Consider the following 17,286-nt stretch of genomic DNA (forward strand, 5'->3'; position numbering starts at 1 on the left):
ATGAGCGTCCTGCAGAAGCTTATGGAAACCGTCGTCCAGTTCATGCCCGACAAAGCGCCGGACCCGCTCATCCACAAACATGGTTACCTCGGCACGCCCGTCAGCCGCGTCGACGGGCAACGGAAGGTGAAAGGCGAAGCGCGCTTCGCCGCGGAATTCGAGATCGAAAATCTGGCTTACGCCGTTCCCGTCTGCAGCACGATCGCCAAGGGCCGGATTATCGAAATCGACGCCTCCGATGCCGAGCGGAGTCCAGGCGTCCTAACGATCGTCACTGCCGAAAACGCCCCGAAGATGAAACGGCCGCCACTCATGGACGTAAGGCACATGGACAAGGGCTTCGCGGCCAGCGACTTGGCTGTTCTGCAGGACGACGAGATCAGTTGGGATGGGCAGCCCGTCGCGGTTGTCGTTGCCGAGACGCTTGAACAGGCGGAGCATGCGGCTTCGCTCCTGCGCGTCGAATATGAAGAGAAAGCAGCGCGCGTCTCCTTCGAGGACCTCAAGGCGGAAGCGACCGTGCCGCCCACCGTTCTGGGCGAAGATCCGGAACTCGAGATCGGCAACGCCGAGAAGGCTTTCGCGGCAGCAGCATTCAAGGTCGACAACCTCTACCGGACACCGCACTACAACCACAACGCCATAGAACCGCATGCGGCGATCGCCGCCTGGGGCGAAGACGGCAGGTTGACCGTTTTCGACTCGACCCAATTCGTAAACGGCTGCAAGCATGCACTCGCGGGCATGTTCGGCCTCAACGGGGACGACGTGCGCGTGATCGCGCCTTTTGTCGGCGGCGGCTTCGGCGGCAAAGCCGCCTTGTGGAACCACACGGCGCTCTGTGCGGCGGCGGCTAAGGTGGCCAATCGCCCGGTCAAGATGGCGCTCTCGCGCGAAGACGTTTTCCGCCTCATCGGTGGCCGCACGCCTTCGGAACAGCGCGTCGCGCTCGGCGCCGGCGAGGACGGAAAATTCGCGGCGATCATTCACACCGGGGTGACCGCGACGACGACCCACGCCAGGTTTCCCGAACAGTTTTCATTGACTCCGCGGCATCTCTACGCCTCGCGAACAATGTCCGTCGGTCAGAAGGTCGTCAATCTCGATACCGTCGCCAATACATGGATGCGCGCGCCGGGGGAATCGATCGGCACTTTCGCTTTGGAATCGGCCATAGACGAACTCGCCTTCGCGATGAAGATCGATCCGGTCGACCTTCGCTGCTTGAACGAGCCCGAAAAGGATCCGACGAAAGGCACGGAGTTTTCGAGCCGTCATCTCGTCGAGGCCTACCGGCGCGGCGCGGAAAAGTTCGGCTGGAGCGGGCGGCCCGCCGAACCGTGCTCGCAGCGCGATGGAAAATGGCTGATCGGACAGGGCGTGGCGACGGCCTATTACCCGGTCTTCCGCTTTCCCGCCGCGGTTCGCCTTCGCATATCCGCCGACGGAAGCGCAGTCGTGCAAGCGGCGGCGAACGAAATGGGCATGGGAACGGCGACCGTGCAGATACAGCACGCAGCCGACCGTCTCGGCCTGCCGCTCGAGATGGTTTCCTTCCGCTATGGAGACTCCGACCTGCCGGATTCTCCGATCATCGCCGGCGGCTCCAGCCAGACCGGCAGCATCGCCGCGGCGGTGCAGATGGCGGTCGAAAAGGCCCATCGAGAACTCGTCAAACTCGCGGGTAACGGCTCGCCGCTGGCAGGCGCAAACGTAGAGATCGAGGCGCGTGACGGCGGGCTCTTCCTGTCCGGCGAGGGAAACAAGGGCGAAACCTATGCCTCGATCCTGAAGCGTGCGGGTCGTGATTTCATCGAGGTGGAAGAGGCTTCGGGAATGCCGTTCGAGGTGATGAAGTACTCCATGGCCTCCTATGGCGCGCAATTCTGCGAAGCTCGCGTCAATCAGGAATCTGGCGAAGTGCGTATCTCGCGCTGGCTCGGCTCCTTCGATTGCGGCCGGATTCTCAATCCGAAAACGGCCGTGAGCCAGCTTCGCGGCGGGATCGTCATGGGGATCGGCATGGCTCTCGCGGAGGAAACCCTGCTCGACACGCGCCGCGGGCGGATCATGAATCCGTCACTCGCCGAATATCATGTCCCGGTGCATCTCGACGTGCCGCATATCGAGGTCATCTACAACGACATTCCGGACGAGCATACACCCCTCGGCGCACACGGGGTCGGGGAAATCGGCATAACGGGCGCGGCGGCGGCAATCGCGAATGCCATCTTTCACGCGACTGGAAAACGCATTCGCGATCTGCCGATCACGCTCGACAAGCTGCTGTGAGAGCGTTGAGGGCGTCGGCTTGGAAAGCGCACACTCCCGGACACGAAACCGATACGCACTTTTCCTCCTCCCGCTAAGCCCCTCCGTCCCGGATCATCGAAAAATAGTCGTCTAGCCCGACCTGACCGCCCTTCAGAGCGACCTCCATGCCGTCCACCCTCGGATCGGCGCTATGCGCGGTACAGAGGGGCGATCCCGGCGATTGCGGAAGCGGCAGCCGCAATGTCAGCGCGTCGACAGAAAGCCGGCCAAGGGCGTGGCTCGACGTATCTCCCCCGGCGATGACGGCCCGGCGGAGCCCGGTGCGCGTCACCAGTTCCCTCAGCAGCGATCCGAGCCGTTCGCCGATGCGGTGGCGGGAGCCATCCTCCAGGGGAATGGCATCGCCCCGATCGGCAGAAGGGCCGAGCGCAGTATAGAGAAGCACGCTCCAGCCCCTCTCCAGACAGGCGAGCCCGCGCGCGACCGCATCCTCGATGGCCGAGCCGGCGTCCGTCGCCGCGAACGCGGCGGCATCGAGCGCGATCCCCTCGAAGCCGTTCTCCAGCGCATGGCGGATTTGCCGCTCCGTCGTGGGTGAGACGCTGCCGGAAACCACCGCGATCCGGTCGACCGGTCCAGGCGGCGTGAATGCCGGCGCTTCGCCGATCAGACCAAGGCGACGCCATTCGCGAACGAGTGCATATTCGACGCCGGACGAGCCGCAGACGAATTGCCCTTCCGCCGCTCGCTTGCGCCAGAGCTGCCGCCCGACGACGGCCTGGCTCCCCTCGTCCGCGACGTCGAGAAACACGAGTTGGTGATCCGCGAAAGCCGTGTCGGCGAACGCGTCCACGTCCGGCGACGCGAGTTGCACCAGATCGACAAGAGCCGCGTCGAGCGCTGTCTGATACGAAAGGTGAAGACGGATATCCGCTTCGCTCATTGGCGTGACCGGATGCCGGCTCATCACCGGATGGCGGTCAATGCGATAGGTTTCGCCGCGAAAGGCGGCGAACAGATTGCCGAAGGCAGTGTAACGGCGGATCTGCGGCGCACCGATGACGATCGGTACCGGTGCGGCGCCGAATACATCCCGCCCGATCTCGATCGCCTTGCCTATATTGCCGACGGTGAGGCTCGAATCGAATGTCGAGCAGACCTTGTAATGGGCGATCTCCGCCTGCAGCGACTTCAGCCATAGAAATGCCGGCGGAAGGTTTTCCGCCATCCAGCCCGGCGTCTGGCTGCGGCTGGAGCCCGCGAGTCCGAAGGCGCGGCAATGGCCGAAGCGATCGAAGAGCGACGGCTCGGGGATCTTGAGAAACAGCACGGTTTCGACGCCCTGGGAAGAGAGCGCCTCCATCACGTCGGTCGAGCCCGTCAGGTCGTCGCCGTAATAGCTGAGCAAAGGAATGTGCATCGGGATCTCCGGTAGCGAAATCAGGCGCCGTTGCCGTCGGCGAATTTGTCGAGCGATTGCGCCAGTTCCGGATGATCCCTGGCGTAGTCCGCCAATGGGATCCCGGCGACTGCCGCCTCCCAGGCCTGGCGCACGGCCCTGACGCCGGCACCGGCGCCGCCCGGATGGCTGACGATGCCGCCGCCGCAGAGATAGAGCAGATCGGTCGTATGCCCAGTGCGCGCATAGGTCTCGGGCGCCTGCCCTCCCCATTGACCCGAACACACGACCGGCAGCGGGCAATCCGCCTTGGCAAACAGCGGCGTGCTCACCGCCTTGAAGGACTTCACGAAACTCTCGTCAGGCTCCCAGTATTTGACGCGGATGCCGTTGATCTGGAACTGATCCACCCCGAGGAGACGCCAGAACTGCTGCCAGACCGAAAACTCCATCCCCAAGCCGCCATGGCGCGTGAGAATGTCCCAGCCGTTGCGATGGGCATGGAGCACCAGGCCGGAGCGCTTGCGCAGGAAGGCGACGCCGCCCATGCCGATGGAATTGATGTTGACGACCGCCGCATTGCCCCCGGCTCCGACGACCAGATCGTGGTTCCGCATCATCTCGTCCGGATCCGCATGGGATATGCCGAAGGCATACATGACCTTCTTGCCCGTCTTCTGCTCGTGGTCGAGGATCCTCGGCATGATGGCGGCGATCCGCTCTTTCAGCGGCGAATAGGCCGGGCTCATCAGCTTTTCGTCGTCCTTGATGAAGTCGACGCCGGAGGATAGCAGATCGCCGACGAGCGCTGCCGTTTCCTCGGGCCGCAAACCCAGGGCCGGCTTGACGATCGTGCCTATGATCGGGCGGCCTTCGACACCCGTCAGGCGCCGGCTGCCGGCGACGCCGAATTGCGGACCCGGATGCGCTGCCGCAAACTCCGGCGGCAGCTTCATATCGACGACGCGGATGCCGGTCATGCCCTTGATGGAATAGACGCCGCCGATCGCAATGGTCATCAAGGCTGACAGGTCCGTGCCCACCGCATCGAGGGGGAACGCGATTTCCGCATCGGCCCGGTTGAAGCGCGTAGCGTCTCCCGCCTCGTCGGGCAGCGAGGCTCGAGCGGCGGGTTCGAGGTGGTGAATGGCCAATACACGGGCGGCCGCCCGCGCCCTCAGCTCTTCGGTTTCGCCCGGCACCGGCACGAACGTCCCCGTCGACTGGTCGCTTGCGATCTTTCTCGCCAGGACCTCGACGTCTCCCGGGGTCTCGATGCGGTAGGTAATGCGGATCACGGGCAGCACTCTGTGTTCGATCTGGTAGCGTCTTCACGTCAACTGGTATAATGAGTATCTAAGTACAGGCAAGAGGAATCTCGCCTGCCGAAGGAAACCTGCCTATAGAGAATGAGCCGTAAGCTGCTGGAGTTCACATGGGCATGCAATCCGAACCCATTGTCCGCAGGAAATTATCCGACGAGGTGTTTGCGCGATTGAAGGCTTTGATCGAAGCCGGCGAACTGCAACCGGGAGACGAAATGCCGTCCGAACGGATGCCTACGGAACGTCCGACTTCGCCGACCAGGTCAGGCGGACCTGCGTCCCTGCCGGCGCAGACCCTGGTCCCCGTTCCGAGGCTCGCGATCAGCCCGATGCTCTTCGAGATCGAAGCAATCGTCGTGCTGGGCTGACGCGGAAAGCGTTGCGGGCTTTCCATCCGCAGTCAGCGCCAAACTTTGCAAATTTGTAAACAGGCCGACGAGTAGGCTCAAACTGTGCCCGCTACATTCTACGCGGGATACGGAATGGAAACCCTGCCGGAACCGTCTTCCTTATATCGTCTGCCCAAGAACTGACCTCCTTGGGCAGACGATGGCCGGCATTCGGAATATCAAATCAAGATTGAAGTGTGCATTTTGTTCAGGCGGAAATCAGTAATGGCGGCGCTGGCGTTTCTGGCCTTGACCGTTATTCCGCTCATCGGTTCGGCCGTGCACGTGTTCGGGAATGTGAGCCCGTACTCATATGTCGAGACCTCTCAGGACGAGAGCCGGGACGAGGGATTTACTTCCGAAGCCGGCTATAAGGGCTGCGGTCACGGGCATTGTCAGGCGACCCATGGGCTTCTGCATGCCGCAACCCAGGCTGCCCGTCCGTTCTCGACATATCTGCAGCCGGACAGCGACGCTACCGCCGCGCACACGCCCGATGGTCTGATGCGTCCGCCCAAAGCCTGACGCATACGGATCGTGCCACCGGCACGGTCGCTCTGGACTTGTCCGCGTTCGTAAATCTTCTCCGCGCATGTCGTTCGGCCGGCTGCCATCTGCGGCCGCCACCCGCGTGACGCCCGTTGCGGGCCGAGTCCGCTTCGCATTCGGATGCGATCGCAACCCGGCGAGAATTGAAGCCGCAAACGCAAGCCTCTCGCGTCAACGCAAAACCGATCTTGGCAAAGCCGAACTTGGCAAAACCAAACTTGCGCACCCGAAGGCCATGCTCCATTTCGAGGAAGCATCGATGTCACCAAAGAAAATCACGCTCCTGTGCGGAGCGGTCCTGCTCGTCGCATTCGGCGCCGGTTTTGCTTATTCCGAACTGACGCGGCACACGGATTATGACGCCTTCGCCGAGGATCATACCGAGGCCGAGGGCGCCGCTCATGCAGAGGGGAAGGCCGAAGGCGCCGCTCACTCAGAAGGCACCGCTCACGCCGACAACGACAGCCATGGCGAAGGCAATGATCCCGATGCGCCTGCCGAGCACGCGGGTGAGCAGGAAACCGGCGACGTCGTCGTCCTGACGGAGCGCCAGGCCGAGGCAGCGGGGATCGGCGTCGTCGCGGTGGGCCGCGGCGGCGGCAACGAGACCCGCCTCCTGGGATGGGTCGAACACGCCCTCGGCGCGCGCACGACGGTCTCGTCCATCCCGGGCGGCCGCGTCGAGGATGTGCAGGTCACGATGGGCGCGTCGGTCAAAGCCGGCCAGACGCTGGCCGTGGTGATCAGCAGCGAAGCCGCCAGCCTGCGCGCCGATGCCGTGGCTGCGGTCGCCGCGGCCGAAGCCGCCCGGCTGGAATATGAACGCGCGTCGCAGCTGGCCGCCCGGGGCGTGTCCGCGCAGCAAAATCTCGAAGTGGCCCGTGCCCGCTCCGTGGCCGCCGATGCGGCGGCAAAGGCGGCCGAGGCCCGGGTGGAGGCGGTCGGCTCGCCCGACATAGAGGGCCGCGTCGCCATCCTCTCCCCAATCTCCGGTGTCGTCGGCAGGATTCATGTCACGCCCGGCGGCTACGTCGCCGCGGGAGGCATCGTCGCCGAGGTTTCGGATCCCAGCCGCACCGAACTCGTCTTCACGGCGCCAGCGGTGCTGGCAGGAAAGGTGACCGCCGAATCCCGCATTGAAGTCACCGGCCCGTCCGGCAGCTTCGAGGCGGCGGTGATCGGAGTGGCTGCCGACGTCCGGGAGCAGGGAAACGCCACGTTCATCCGGGCATGCGCTGCCTCGGGCACTCTCCCGCCGGCCGGCTCGCCGGTCACGGGCATCATCGTGACGGACAACAAGGAAGACGGGCTGACGGTTCCCGCCGATGCGGTACAGACCTTGGAGGGACAATCCGTCGTATTCGTCGCCACGGAAAAAGGCTTCCGCGCAAAGCCGGTGCTCGCCGGACGCAGGGCCGGCGATGAGATCGAAATACTGCACGGGCTCGACGGCTCGGAGCGCATCGTCGGCACCAACGCCTTCCTTCTGAAGGCCGAATTCGCCAAGGGCGGGGCCGAGCACGGTCACTAGCGCCTTCTCGCATCTCCAAGAGCCGCGAAAACCCAAGAGTCGCGAAAAGGCTCTATCCCTTTGTTATCGTACGATATTTTCCGAAGCCGCTTCGCACTTTCGGGATCATGATTCAGGAAGACGGCCCATGTTCAAGCTCATTATCGAAACCTCGGTGCGCCTGCGCTGGTTCGTGATCATAACCGCGGCGGCAATGGCCGCTTACGGTCTGTTCGAATTGAAGCGGCTGCCGATCGACGCCGTGCCGGACATTACCAACCGGCAGGTGCAGATCAACACGGTGGCGCCCTCGCTCGCACCCGAGCAGATCGAGCGGCTGGTCACCTATCCCCTGGAAACGGCGCTGGCCGGCATTCCCGGCCTGACCCATACCCGTTCGCTGTCGCGCAACGGCTTTTCCCAGATCACCGCGGTCTTCACGGATCAGACCGACATCTACTTCGCTCGTCAGCAGGTGGCGGAGCGGATGCGTGAAGTCGAGGAGGACCTGCCCGCCGACGCCGTCCCCATGATGTCGCCGGTCACCACCGGACTTGGCGAAGTGCTCATGTGGACGGTCGATTACGCACCGTTCGAAAGCGCGAACCTCGCCGAGCCCGGCCAACCCGGTTGGCAGAAGGGCGAGATCTATCTGACGCCCGAAGGGCAGCGGCTGACGACGCTCGAAGAGCGCGCCACCTATCTGCGCACGGTGCAGGATTGGATCGTCGCCCCTCAGATGCGATCCACACCGGGCCTGGCCGGCGTCGACACCACCGGCGGCTATGTCAAGGAATATGCCGTACGGCCCGACCCCGCCAGGCTGGCCATCCATAAGCTCAGCCTCGGCGATCTGGTCCAGGCGCTGGAGCGCGCCAACGTCCAGGCCGGCGTCGGCTTTATCGAGCGCGGCGGTGAGGGCATCGTGGTTCGCGCCGATGCGCTGGCCTCGACGGTGGAAGACCTCGCCCTGGCGCCGGTCGCCAATCGCAACGGCCTGGTCGTCCGCGTCGCCGATGTCGCCACCGTCGAACTCGGGAGGGCACCGCGCCTGGGTGCGGCGGCGCGCGACGGACACGAAGCGGTGCTCGGCACCGCGCTGATGATTGCCGGCGGCAACAGCCGCACCACCGCTCAGGCAGCCGCCGCGCGGTTGACGGAAGTGAGCCGGACGCTGCCGCCGGGCATCGTCGTGGAGCCCGTGCTCGACCGCAGCGTCCTGGTCAATGCCACCATCACGACGGTCGCCAAGAATCTGACCGAAGGAGCACTGCTGGTCATCGCGGTTCTCTTTCTGCTCCTCGGCAATTTCCGCGCGGCGGCGATCACGGCGCTGGTGATCCCGCTATCCTTCCTGCTTGCCGTCATCGGCATGAACCGCTTCGGGATCAGCGGCAACCTGATGAGCCTGGGGGCGCTCGATTTCGGCATTCTGGTCGATGGGGCGGTGATCGTGGTCGAAGCAACCCTTCTGATGCTCGGCAAGCGAAGCCACGAACTGGGACGGCCGCTGACCGTTGCGGAACGCCTCGATATCGCCATGCAGGCCGCTCGCAGGATGGTCCGACCCGCCGCCTTCGGACAGCTCATCATCCTGCTGGTATTCGCGCCGATTCTGACGCTCGAAGGCGTGGAGGGAAAGACATTTCAGCCCATGGCCGCCACGTTCATGCTGGCTCTCGCGGGTGCGTTCATCTTCTCATTCACCTTTGTACCGGCCATGGCGGCACTGTTCATACGCGAGCCCAAATCCGTTCCTGCGGCTGACGAAGGCGACCATGAAACCCGGATCATCCGCTTCGCAAGGCAGCGGATCGAGCCGGCGATCGGCGCCGCCGTCGCGCATCCTGCAATCGTGCTCGGTGCGGCTCTCCTGGCGTTGGTTCTCGGAACCTCGGTTTTCGGTTCGCTGGGACGAGAGTTCACGCCGACGCTGGACGAGGGGGACATCGCCATGCAGGCGCTCAGAGTGTCATCCACGTCCCTCGAACAGTCGTTGAGCATGCAGATGGCGCTGGAGCAGGCAATCACCGCCCTGCCTGAAGTCCGCACGGTGTTTTCCCGTACCGGCACCGCCGAGGCTGCGGTAGACCCCATGCCGCAGAACATCTCCGACGCCGTGATCATGCTCAAGCCGCGCGAAGAATGGCCGGACCCGTCGCTCGACAAGGAAGCTCTCGTCGAACGGATCGCAGCCGTCGCCGGCGAAAGAATCGGGAATGTCTTCGAGTTCAGCCAGCCGATCGAACTGCGTTTCAACGAACTGATCTCGGGCGTGCGCACCGATCTTGCCGTCATGGTCTTCGGTGAAGATTTCACCATCCTTCAAGGGATTGCGGATCAAGTCGCGGACAGGCTGCGCCGGATCGAAGGGGCTGCGGATGTGCGCGTCGAGCAGGTGTCGGGACTGCCGACCCTCACCGTGCAGATCGACCGGTCGGCCGCGGCTTCCTACGGGATTGCCGCTGCCGATGTCAGCGAAGCGGCGTCCATCGGAATCGGCGGCCGCGAAGCGGGGCGCATCTTCGAGGGCGATCGCCGCTTCGACGTGGTGGTCCGGTTCGCGGACGATGTGCGTAACGATCCCGCCAGCTTGGCCGCATTGCCGATTACGACGACGACCGGGGCAACGATACCGCTGTCGTCGGTCGCCCGCATCCAGGTCAAGGAAGGGCCGAACCAGATCAGCCGGGAGAACGGCAGCCGCCGCATCGTGGTGCAAGCCAACGTCCGGGGCCGCGACCTGGGAGGTTTCGTGGCACAGGCACAGGCGTCCGTGGCGGACATCGATCTGCCTGCCGGCATTCGTCTCGCTTGGGGCGGCCAGTTCGAGAACCTGAAGCGCGCCGAGCAGCGGCTGATGGTCGTGGTTCCGTCCATCTTCGTGCTAATCGGCGTGTTGCTGTTCATGGCTCTGGGAAGCATCAGGGAAGCCGGTCTTGTGTTCGCCTGCGTTCCTCTCGCGCTGGTGGGCGGGGCACTGGCTCTGCTGGTACGCGATATGCCCTTCTCGGTGTCGGCCGCCGTGGGCTTTATCGCCGTGTCCGGTGTGGCAACGCTCAATGGCTTGGTGCTGATGCAGGCGATTGGCGAGCGGCTGACCGCCGGCGATCCGCCGCTTGAGGCGGCCGTCGCCGGTGCCGCCAGCCGTCTGCGGGCCGTCCTGACCACGGCGCTGGTCGCCATCGTCGGCTTCGTTCCAATGGCGATCGCCACCGGCTCCGGCGCCGAAGTCCAAAAGCCGCTTGCCACCGTCGTGATCGGCGGTTTGCTGACCGCGACGGCACTGACCCTGCTGGTGCTGCCCGCCTTCGCCGCCCGCATCGCGAAGCCGCGCGCGGTTACGAAGGACGTCACGATAAAGGAGAAGACGGTCTATCCCGAGACCGCTTGAGCAGCTATTGATCATGCAGGTCACACGAACCGACCCCCAACGGCAAAATGCCGGCCGACACCCATCACCTCGCCCCGGTCCTCACCGCCTACGTCATTACGGCGGGCAGTCCCGGTCCGGGCAACATGCTCATCATGGGAATCGCCATGAACGAGGGCCGCAAGGCTGCAGTAAAGCTTCTTCTCACCCGCATCTGAAAGGATCTCGCCGCATGTCAATTTTTCAGGGCCTTTCGGCATTCCCGATCACGCCTGCCGACGCTTCCGGCCGGATCGACACCGCGGCGCTCAGCCACCTCCTCAACCGCATCGCGGAAGCAGGGACGGACTCCATCGGCCTGCTCGGCAGCACTGGAGCCTATGCTTTCCTGACGAGAAAAGAGCGCCGTCGCGCCGTGGAATCGGCGATGGATGCCGTCGGCGGAAAAATTCCGGTGATCGTCGGCGTGGGCGCCATCCGGACCGACGAGGCAGTGGCCCTCGCACGCGACGCAAGGGACGCGGGCGCCGATGGCCTGCTCCTCGCTCCGGTTTCCTATACGCCGCTCTTCGAGAACGAGGTGTTCGAACACTTCTCCGCCGTCGCCGAGGCGGGACGGTTGCCCTTGTGTATCTACAACAATCCGGGCACGACCAAGTTCACCTTCAGTCGGGAACTGATCTCCCGCCTGTCGAAGGTCCCGAACATCGAGGCCGTGAAGATGCCGTTTCCGTCCGGCGGGGACTTTGCAACCGAGATCGCCTCCCTCCGCTCAACGACCGGGCCGGCATTCACGATAGGCTACAGCGGGGACTGGGGCGGAGCGCCGTCGCTGCTTGCCGGAGGCGATACCTGGTATTCCGTAGCGGCGGGACTCTTGCCATCCCAGACTCTTGCGATGGCCCGGGCGGCGCAAGCAGGCGATGCCGCCACCGTCGGGCGCCTGCAGGCGGCGTTCGATCCCCTCTGGACGCTCTTCAAGGAATTCGGTTCCTTCAGGGTCATGTACGTCATCGCCGGGGCGCTGGACCTCTGCGACGTCGACCCGCCCCGCCCGGTTCTGCCGTTGCCCGAAGAGGCGCGCCGCCGCGTTACCGCCGCGCTCGATTATCTCGGCGAGAGGCTTTCCGGCGAATAGGCCTAACCCATCAGCTTTTCGTCGTCCTTGATGAAGTCGCCGCCGGAGGATAGCAGATCGCCGACAAGCGTTGCCGTTTCCTCGGGCCGCAAACCCAGGGCCGGCTTGACGATCGTGCCGATGATCGGACGGCCTTCGACACCCGTCAGGCGCCGGCTGCCGGCGACGCCGAATTGCGGACCCGGATGCGCTGCCGCAAACTCCGGCGGCAGCTTCATATCGACGACGCGGATGCCGGTCATGCCCTCGGTTGATGGAACAGACGCCAGGACCTCGACGTCTCCCGGGGTCTCTATGCGGCAGGTAATGCGGATCACCGGCAGCACTCTTGTTCGATCTGGTAGCGTCTTCACGTCAACTGGTATAATGAGTATCTAAGTCAGGCAAGAGAAATCTCGCCTGCCGAACGAAACCCGCCTATAGAAAATGAGCCGCAAGCTGCTGGAGTTCACATAGCCATGCAATCCGAACCCATTGTCCGCAGGAAATTATCCGACGAGGTGTTTGCGCGATTGAAGGCGTTGATCGAAACCGGCGAACTGCAACCGGGAGACGAAATGCCATCCGAACGGATGCTTATGGAACGTTTCCAGGTCGGCCGCCCGGCCATTCGCGAGGCGATGCAGGCGCTTGCCAATATGGGGCTCATCGAGATTTCGCATGGCGAGCGGGCCAAGGTGCTGCAGCCAACGGCGCGGTCGCTGCTCCGGCAGGTGGATGCCGCGGCCAAGATCATGCTTGCAGCTTCCTCGGACTCGCTCGAACACCTGAAGAGCGCGCGCATATTCTTCGAACGCGGCATGGCGCGGGAGGCGGCGAGCCGGGCCGACGCCGCCGACATTGCGGCTCTGGAGGAAACCTTGGAACGCCAGCAGTCGGCACTCAGTGATTCGGATGCTTTCATCGCCGCCGACATGGCGTTCCACACCCGTATCGCTCAGATTTCCGGCAATCCGATATACACCGCCGTCAGCGAGGCGATGCTCGGCTGGCTCAAAGAGTATCATACGGAGATGCTGATCTGGACCGGTCGGGAGAACGTGACCCTTGCGGAACACGAGGAGATCATCGACTGCATCCGTCGCGGTAATCCCGACGAAGCCGAGCAGGCGATGATAAGGCATCTCGAGCGGTCCCGCGCGCTCTACGCGCCGAAGGGCCGGTAGATCGCGATGATGAGGAACCGAACCAATATGGGGAACGGTACTCAAGCGAAACGGCAGCCAGTTACTCCAACCTCAGCGCGCAACCGGCTGCGGGAATATGGCGGCAGAACGTCTCACGCCGATCGGCACGGAACCCTCGTGCTGATCCAACAGGCCTGTTCTACAGCGCCGGCCGCTGCGTACCGTCAGACGATTTGCTGCGGCCGAACCGGGAGGGCATCGATTTCCGCGCCTGCCATCTGCTCCGCCACGCGCAGATCGTACGACGTCTGCAGGTTCAGCCAGAACTCGGGACTGGTCTGGAACCAGTGACCCAAGCGAAGCGCGGTATCGCCCGTGATCCCGCACCGGCCGCGAATGATCTCGCTGATGCGGTTCGGCGGCACCTTGATCTGCTGCGCGAGCTGACTGGCGTTGATTCCAAGCTCGTCCAGCTCGTCCGCGAGGATTTCGCCGGGATGTATCGGTGGTCTTGCCATGGCTTCTCCTCCTTTAGTGATAATCCACGATTTCAACATTCAACGGGCCCTGGGCGTCCTGCGGCCATTCGAAACAGATCCGCCACTGACCGTTAATGCGGATGCTGTACTGTCCCGCCCGGTCGCCTCTTAGCGCCTCCAGTCGATTGCTCGGAAGGCCGCGCAGGTCGTTCAGGCTTGTCGCTAACGATTACCGCGCCGCGAACGAGCGGAAAGTTTGCCTTTGTCACATGACCCGATGTGGATCAGGCGGTCCGCGTCCGGCCGAAGGCGCGCAACAGCAGGTTTACGGACACGGCGATCTTGTCGATGTCGGGAACATCGCGGGAATAGCGCCCCGTATAGAGCTTGATGATCATCTTGTCGCGCTCGAATCCGCGCAGGTCGTAGTGAAGATGAAGATAGTAGCGCTGCTTGTCGCCGGTCCGCGTGATATCTCCACGCCGCTGCGTCACCTGCTTCAGATCCGCCTCCAACGGCTCAAACCCTTCGATGCTCAGCCTGACTTTGGTCGTTTTGAACCGCGCTTCCGTCGAAACCGCCACCACCGCCTTGTCCAGCGAAAGGCTAACGATTCGGCCTTCGACACCGTCCACGTCCACCGGCTCGTCGAGCTTGAAAGCCTGCAGCAGACGCCGCGGCTTCTCGAAGCAGATGAGCGAGGCGATGATCAGCACCACGATGTTGATACCGGCCCAAAGCGCCGCGATCGCCGAGAACGAACCCTCTATTCGCGCCGTCTCCGGAACGATGTTTATCAGGAGGCCCAGCGCGGTGACCACGATGAAGCCGGCAATCCAGGTGAAAGTATAGGCGTCGAAAACGTTCTCCTCGTTACTGCTGCCCTTCGGGGTCACCTTGAAGGGCTTGCCGAAGGGCCTGACCAGGCTTGAAAGGACGGTCGGCAGCATACGAAAAGTCGAGAAGGTACCGACGGCGGTGGAGACCAGCGGAAGGTAGCGCGTCGGGGTGAGCCAGAACATCAGCAGGAAATAGGCCGCCAGCAGGGGCACCTGGTTCGAGACGTAGTCGGCGACGTCAGTGAAATAGAGCGGCAGGGCGCCGAACCAGAAATAGACGATGGGAATGAGGAGCACGATGAAGCGGACCAGATATTGCACGAGCCAGGACATCGGCAAGAACATGACGCGCTGGAAGAGCGAGAGGCCCGGCCCGCGCAAGGGGCCGTTGTGCAGGTAGAGCGTCTGGATACCGCCCTGACACCAGCGCTCGCGCTGGACGAAATAGCCGGTGAGATTCTCGGCCGCCAGCCCCATCGAGAGCCGCTCGTTGAGATAGCGCGTCTTGAAACCCCTGTTGAGCATCGACAGCGTCGTCAGTAGATCCTCGGTGATCGACTCGGTCGGAAAACCGCCGATGGCGTCTACCGCCTTGCGCCTTGCGATCGAACAGGAGCCGCAGCAGAAACTGACGTCCCAGCCGTCGCGGCTCGGGGCGATCTCGTCGAAAAACAGGCGCTGCTCATCGGGCCATAGGTTCTCCAGCCCGAGATTGGACTGGATCGGATCGACATTGAAGAAGTGCTGCGGCGTCTGCACGATGCCGATCGTCTCGTCCATGAAGAAAGGCAGGGTGCGCCGGAGAAAACTGCGATAGGGCACGAAATCGGCATCGAAGACGGCGATGAAATCGCCTGAGCTGACGCGCAATCCGTTGTTCATGTTCCCGGCCTTGGCATGCGCGTTGTCGCTGCGCGTCACATGGATCGCCCCCCGCCCCTCGCAGAAGGTCCTGAGCCAGTCGCGCCGGCCGTCATCAAGCACATAAACCTTCAGCTTGTCCTTGGGATGATCGAGCGCAAGTGCCCCGACGATCGTCCGTTCGAGAACGTCGAGAGGCTCGTTATAGGTCGGTATGAAGACGTCGACCGTGGGGAGTTCCCGTTCATCCCGCTCAAAAAACTGCCGCTCCAGCCGATCCCCCTCGGCGCTGCGGTCGACGTAGCGGCTCATCAGGATGAGGAAGAGCACAACCTCCGAAAAGGCGAGGACCTCGACGATGAACACGAACCAGACCCAATAGAAATTGGCGCCGTCGTTCGGATAAGGAAGGACGGTCTCGGTGAAGCGCCAGAGCATGTAACGCAGCGCGATGGCAGCGACGAGGGCGCAGGTGACAGCGCGCGACCAGCTCCTGTGGCGCGACCAGTTGAACGGGCCGAGGAGAAAAAAGGCGACCACGAGTAACGTCGGCGCCAGCGCTAGAAGAGACTGAACCACAAGCTTTGAACCCACTGCGCGAGGTGAAGACTACGCTTGGAGAAACGCACCTGCGCCGTCCGGCCAACCTGACAGAAATTCGCAAAATCGGTGTTGAGTGACGACGGCGCGAGCGTAACGCGGATGCGCGCATTTCGCTCCTCTGTCTCCGGCTCGTTGGCTGCCAGCGCGTCCTTCTCCACCACGGCGGACGACCCCTTGACCGCCTGTACGCGGCCCCGGAAGACGTCGCCGCGACCGAAGAGCCGGACCTCCGCCTCGCGGCCGGGATAGATCTCGTCATAATCGACCTCGGGAACCAGAATATCGACGAACAGCTCGCGGCAATCGAGGATACGCATCATCTCGTTGTTCAGAATGACATTGGAGCCGCTGATGACGTTACGGGTCCACACGACGCCATCGAAAGGCGACGGGATCGTCGCAGCCTCGAGACTGAGTACCCGCCTCTCCTCCTCGGCTATCTGTTGGTCCGTCTGTTCTGCACGTGCCTCATTCTCTGCGATTCGCGTGTTGAGATCGTGGATGCGAACGATCACCTCGTCCTGGCGCTGCCGGGAATAGGGCACGTCGTTCTGGCCGTCGCCCATGACGAATATGCCCTGACGCACGGCGTCGAGGCGTTGCTGCAGCAATTCCACCGTCAAATTGCTGATCTCGAGCTCGCCGCCGGCGGCCACGCCGGCAGCTTCGGCCGCCTCCACCATCTTGCGGGTGAAGATCCCCTTGGCCTCCAGGTCCTGCCGCCGGTCGAGATCGACCCTCGCCACGGCGTCCTGCGCGCGCGATACCTCGACCCTTTTCTGGAGGATCTGGACCTCGCGCTCCAGGCTGGCGATGGTCGCGTTCCTGAAGATGTCAAGCCGCCCCGCAAGGTCATCCCTCAAACGCACGAGTTCATCCCGCTCCCGCCGCAGCGCCGCGACACGCTCGACCGCGGTTCGATGATCGGTGCGCAGCGACGCCAGGATCGCCCTGTTGACCCGCGGGTTACGGATTGTCGCGAGCGTTTCGCCCTCTGCCACCGGAGTACCGATTCGAGGCGCCGGTTTCTCGATCTCGCCGTCGATCGGCGCGTTTATGACGGCCAGGCGTGCGTTTACCGTCCCATCCAGACTGCTGTAGCCGGTCAATCCGGGCAGCAGAACGGCAATTGCAAGCGCCAGGAGCAGGATGCCGACGGTGATGCGTGTGAGCCGATGATTGAGGATCATGTCCAATTACTCACTGAGGACAGCCGGTTCGGCTGATACGCTGCCGCAACTATTCCGCGACGCCGTGCCCGGACCGGGCCCTCGCCGCGTCCTGTCACGATTGAATGGTATTCTGTGTCGAGCAACCCTTAAATTTGTATGTTTCGGTGGCGAACAGAGCAAAACTTCGGCGGGTGATGGAGAGTACCGGCCTTACTCTAAGGTTTAGGGATAGCGCGCTGGCGTTTTTC

12 protein-coding genes and 4 pseudogenes are annotated in these 17,286 nt (G+C 63.4%); 9 read left to right on the plus strand and 7 right to left on the minus strand.

The features are described from left to right. The gene (locus SINAR_RS0104270; protein ID WP_027997913.1) at nucleotides 1-2,292 is read left to right on the plus strand and encodes a xanthine dehydrogenase family protein molybdopterin-binding subunit; all 2,292 of its coding nucleotides are present in this window, start codon (nucleotides 1-3) and stop codon (nucleotides 2,290-2,292) included. Between the two features lie 73 nt (nucleotides 2,293-2,365). Here the strand turns inward: SINAR_RS0104270 and SINAR_RS0104275 are convergent, their stop codons facing one another. After that, nucleotides 2,366-3,694: a four-carbon acid sugar kinase family protein gene (locus SINAR_RS0104275; RefSeq protein WP_027997914.1), complete on the minus strand. Its 1,329-nt coding sequence runs from the start codon at nucleotides 3,692-3,694 to the stop codon at nucleotides 2,366-2,368. A gap of 20 nt (nucleotides 3,695-3,714) precedes the next feature. Continuing rightward, nucleotides 3,715-4,971, minus strand: a complete 1,257-nt coding sequence (oiaX, locus tag SINAR_RS0104280; protein ID WP_027997915.1) for a 3-oxo-isoapionate-4-phosphate decarboxylase OiaX — start codon at nucleotides 4,969-4,971, stop codon at nucleotides 3,715-3,717. 137 nt (nucleotides 4,972-5,108) lie between these two features. On the opposite strand from oiaX, the pseudogene SINAR_RS1000000136440 reads away from it, so the two are divergent. From SINAR_RS1000000136440 to SINAR_RS0104310, 7 genes and pseudogenes are all read left to right on the plus strand, one after another. Continuing rightward, nucleotides 5,109-5,243, plus strand: a pseudogene (locus SINAR_RS1000000136440) (transcriptional regulator NanR); the annotation flags it as partial. 30 nt (nucleotides 5,244-5,273) lie between these two features. Then, nucleotides 5,274-5,366: pseudogene (locus tag SINAR_RS1000000135015) on the plus strand (RidA family protein); the annotation flags it as partial. Nucleotides 5,367-5,612: 246 nt separating this feature from the next. Then, complete coding sequence (locus SINAR_RS0104290; protein ID WP_027997917.1) at nucleotides 5,613-5,912, plus strand: hypothetical protein; 300 nt, start codon at nucleotides 5,613-5,615, stop codon at nucleotides 5,910-5,912. Between the two features lie 283 nt (nucleotides 5,913-6,195). Further along, complete coding sequence (locus tag SINAR_RS0104295) at nucleotides 6,196-7,467, plus strand: efflux RND transporter periplasmic adaptor subunit (protein ID WP_027997918.1); 1,272 nt, start codon at nucleotides 6,196-6,198, stop codon at nucleotides 7,465-7,467. A gap of 127 nt (nucleotides 7,468-7,594) precedes the next feature. Continuing rightward, nucleotides 7,595-10,840: an efflux RND transporter permease subunit gene (locus SINAR_RS0104300; protein ID WP_027997919.1), complete on the plus strand. Its 3,246-nt coding sequence runs from the start codon at nucleotides 7,595-7,597 to the stop codon at nucleotides 10,838-10,840. A gap of 47 nt (nucleotides 10,841-10,887) precedes the next feature. Then, nucleotides 10,888-11,037 carry a hypothetical protein gene (locus tag SINAR_RS1000000135020; RefSeq protein ID WP_419761319.1) on the plus strand — a complete coding sequence of 50 codons (150 nt, stop codon included), beginning with the start codon at nucleotides 10,888-10,890 and terminating at the stop codon, nucleotides 11,035-11,037. Nucleotides 11,038-11,051: 14 nt separating this feature from the next. Continuing rightward, entirely contained in the window at nucleotides 11,052-11,957 is a 906-nt protein-coding gene (locus SINAR_RS0104310; RefSeq protein ID WP_027997920.1) for a dihydrodipicolinate synthase family protein, read from the plus strand. An 8-nt stretch (nucleotides 11,958-11,965) separates the two neighbouring features. On the opposite strand, the pseudogene SINAR_RS0104315 reads toward SINAR_RS0104310, so the two are convergent. Then, nucleotides 11,966-12,265, minus strand: a pseudogene (locus SINAR_RS0104315) (RuBisCO large subunit C-terminal-like domain-containing protein); the annotation flags it as partial. A 144-nt stretch (nucleotides 12,266-12,409) separates the two neighbouring features. Here SINAR_RS0104315 and SINAR_RS0104320 point away from each other — a divergent pair. After that, a complete protein-coding gene (locus tag SINAR_RS0104320; protein ID WP_027997922.1) occupies nucleotides 12,410-13,123 on the plus strand; it encodes a transcriptional regulator NanR in 714 nt (237 codons plus the stop codon). A gap of 185 nt (nucleotides 13,124-13,308) precedes the next feature. On the opposite strand, the gene SINAR_RS0104325 is transcribed toward SINAR_RS0104320, so the two are convergent. From SINAR_RS0104325 to SINAR_RS0104335, 4 genes and pseudogenes are all read right to left on the minus strand, one after another. Further along, entirely contained in the window at nucleotides 13,309-13,602 is a 294-nt protein-coding gene (locus tag SINAR_RS0104325) for a HigA family addiction module antitoxin (RefSeq protein WP_027997923.1), read from the minus strand. Nucleotides 13,603-13,615: 13 nt separating this feature from the next. Further along, a pseudogene (locus tag SINAR_RS1000000135025) lies at nucleotides 13,616-13,786 on the minus strand (type II toxin-antitoxin system RelE/ParE family toxin); the annotation flags it as partial. A gap of 61 nt (nucleotides 13,787-13,847) precedes the next feature. After that, entirely contained in the window at nucleotides 13,848-15,842 is a 1,995-nt protein-coding gene (locus SINAR_RS0104330) for a glycosyltransferase (RefSeq protein WP_027997924.1), read from the minus strand. Continuing rightward, a complete protein-coding gene (locus tag SINAR_RS0104335) occupies nucleotides 15,824-17,056 on the minus strand; it encodes an HlyD family secretion protein (protein WP_027997925.1) in 1,233 nt (410 codons plus the stop codon). The genes SINAR_RS0104330 and SINAR_RS0104335 overlap by 19 nt, the downstream gene beginning before the upstream one ends. Nucleotides 17,057-17,286: the final 230 nt, after the last annotated feature.

It is taken from the genome of Sinorhizobium arboris LMG 14919 (genome assembly GCF_000427465.1).
Taxonomy (GTDB): domain Bacteria; phylum Pseudomonadota; class Alphaproteobacteria; order Rhizobiales; family Rhizobiaceae; genus Sinorhizobium; species Sinorhizobium arboris.

What these genes read in the sequence shown, in the direction of transcription:
- SINAR_RS0104270 (WP_027997913.1), top strand. Translation starts at nt 1, where the DNA reads ATGAGCGTCCTGCAGAAGCTTATGGAAACCGTCGTCCAGTTCATGCCC.
- SINAR_RS0104275 (WP_027997914.1), bottom strand. Translation starts at nt 3,694, where the DNA reads ATGCACATTCCTTTGCTCAGCTATTACGGCGACGACCTGACGGGCTCG.
- SINAR_RS0104290 (WP_027997917.1), top strand. Translation starts at nt 5,613, where the DNA reads ATGGCGGCGCTGGCGTTTCTGGCCTTGACCGTTATTCCGCTCATCGGT.
- SINAR_RS0104295 (WP_027997918.1), top strand. Translation starts at nt 6,196, where the DNA reads ATGTCACCAAAGAAAATCACGCTCCTGTGCGGAGCGGTCCTGCTCGTC.
- SINAR_RS0104300 (WP_027997919.1), top strand. Translation starts at nt 7,595, where the DNA reads ATGTTCAAGCTCATTATCGAAACCTCGGTGCGCCTGCGCTGGTTCGTG.
- SINAR_RS1000000135020 (WP_419761319.1), top strand. Translation starts at nt 10,888, where the DNA reads ATGCCGGCCGACACCCATCACCTCGCCCCGGTCCTCACCGCCTACGTC.
- SINAR_RS0104310 (WP_027997920.1), top strand. Translation starts at nt 11,052, where the DNA reads ATGTCAATTTTTCAGGGCCTTTCGGCATTCCCGATCACGCCTGCCGAC.
- SINAR_RS0104325 (WP_027997923.1), bottom strand. Translation starts at nt 13,602, where the DNA reads ATGGCAAGACCACCGATACATCCCGGCGAAATCCTCGCGGACGAGCTG.
- SINAR_RS0104335 (WP_027997925.1), bottom strand. Translation starts at nt 17,056, where the DNA reads ATGATCCTCAATCATCGGCTCACACGCATCACCGTCGGCATCCTGCTC.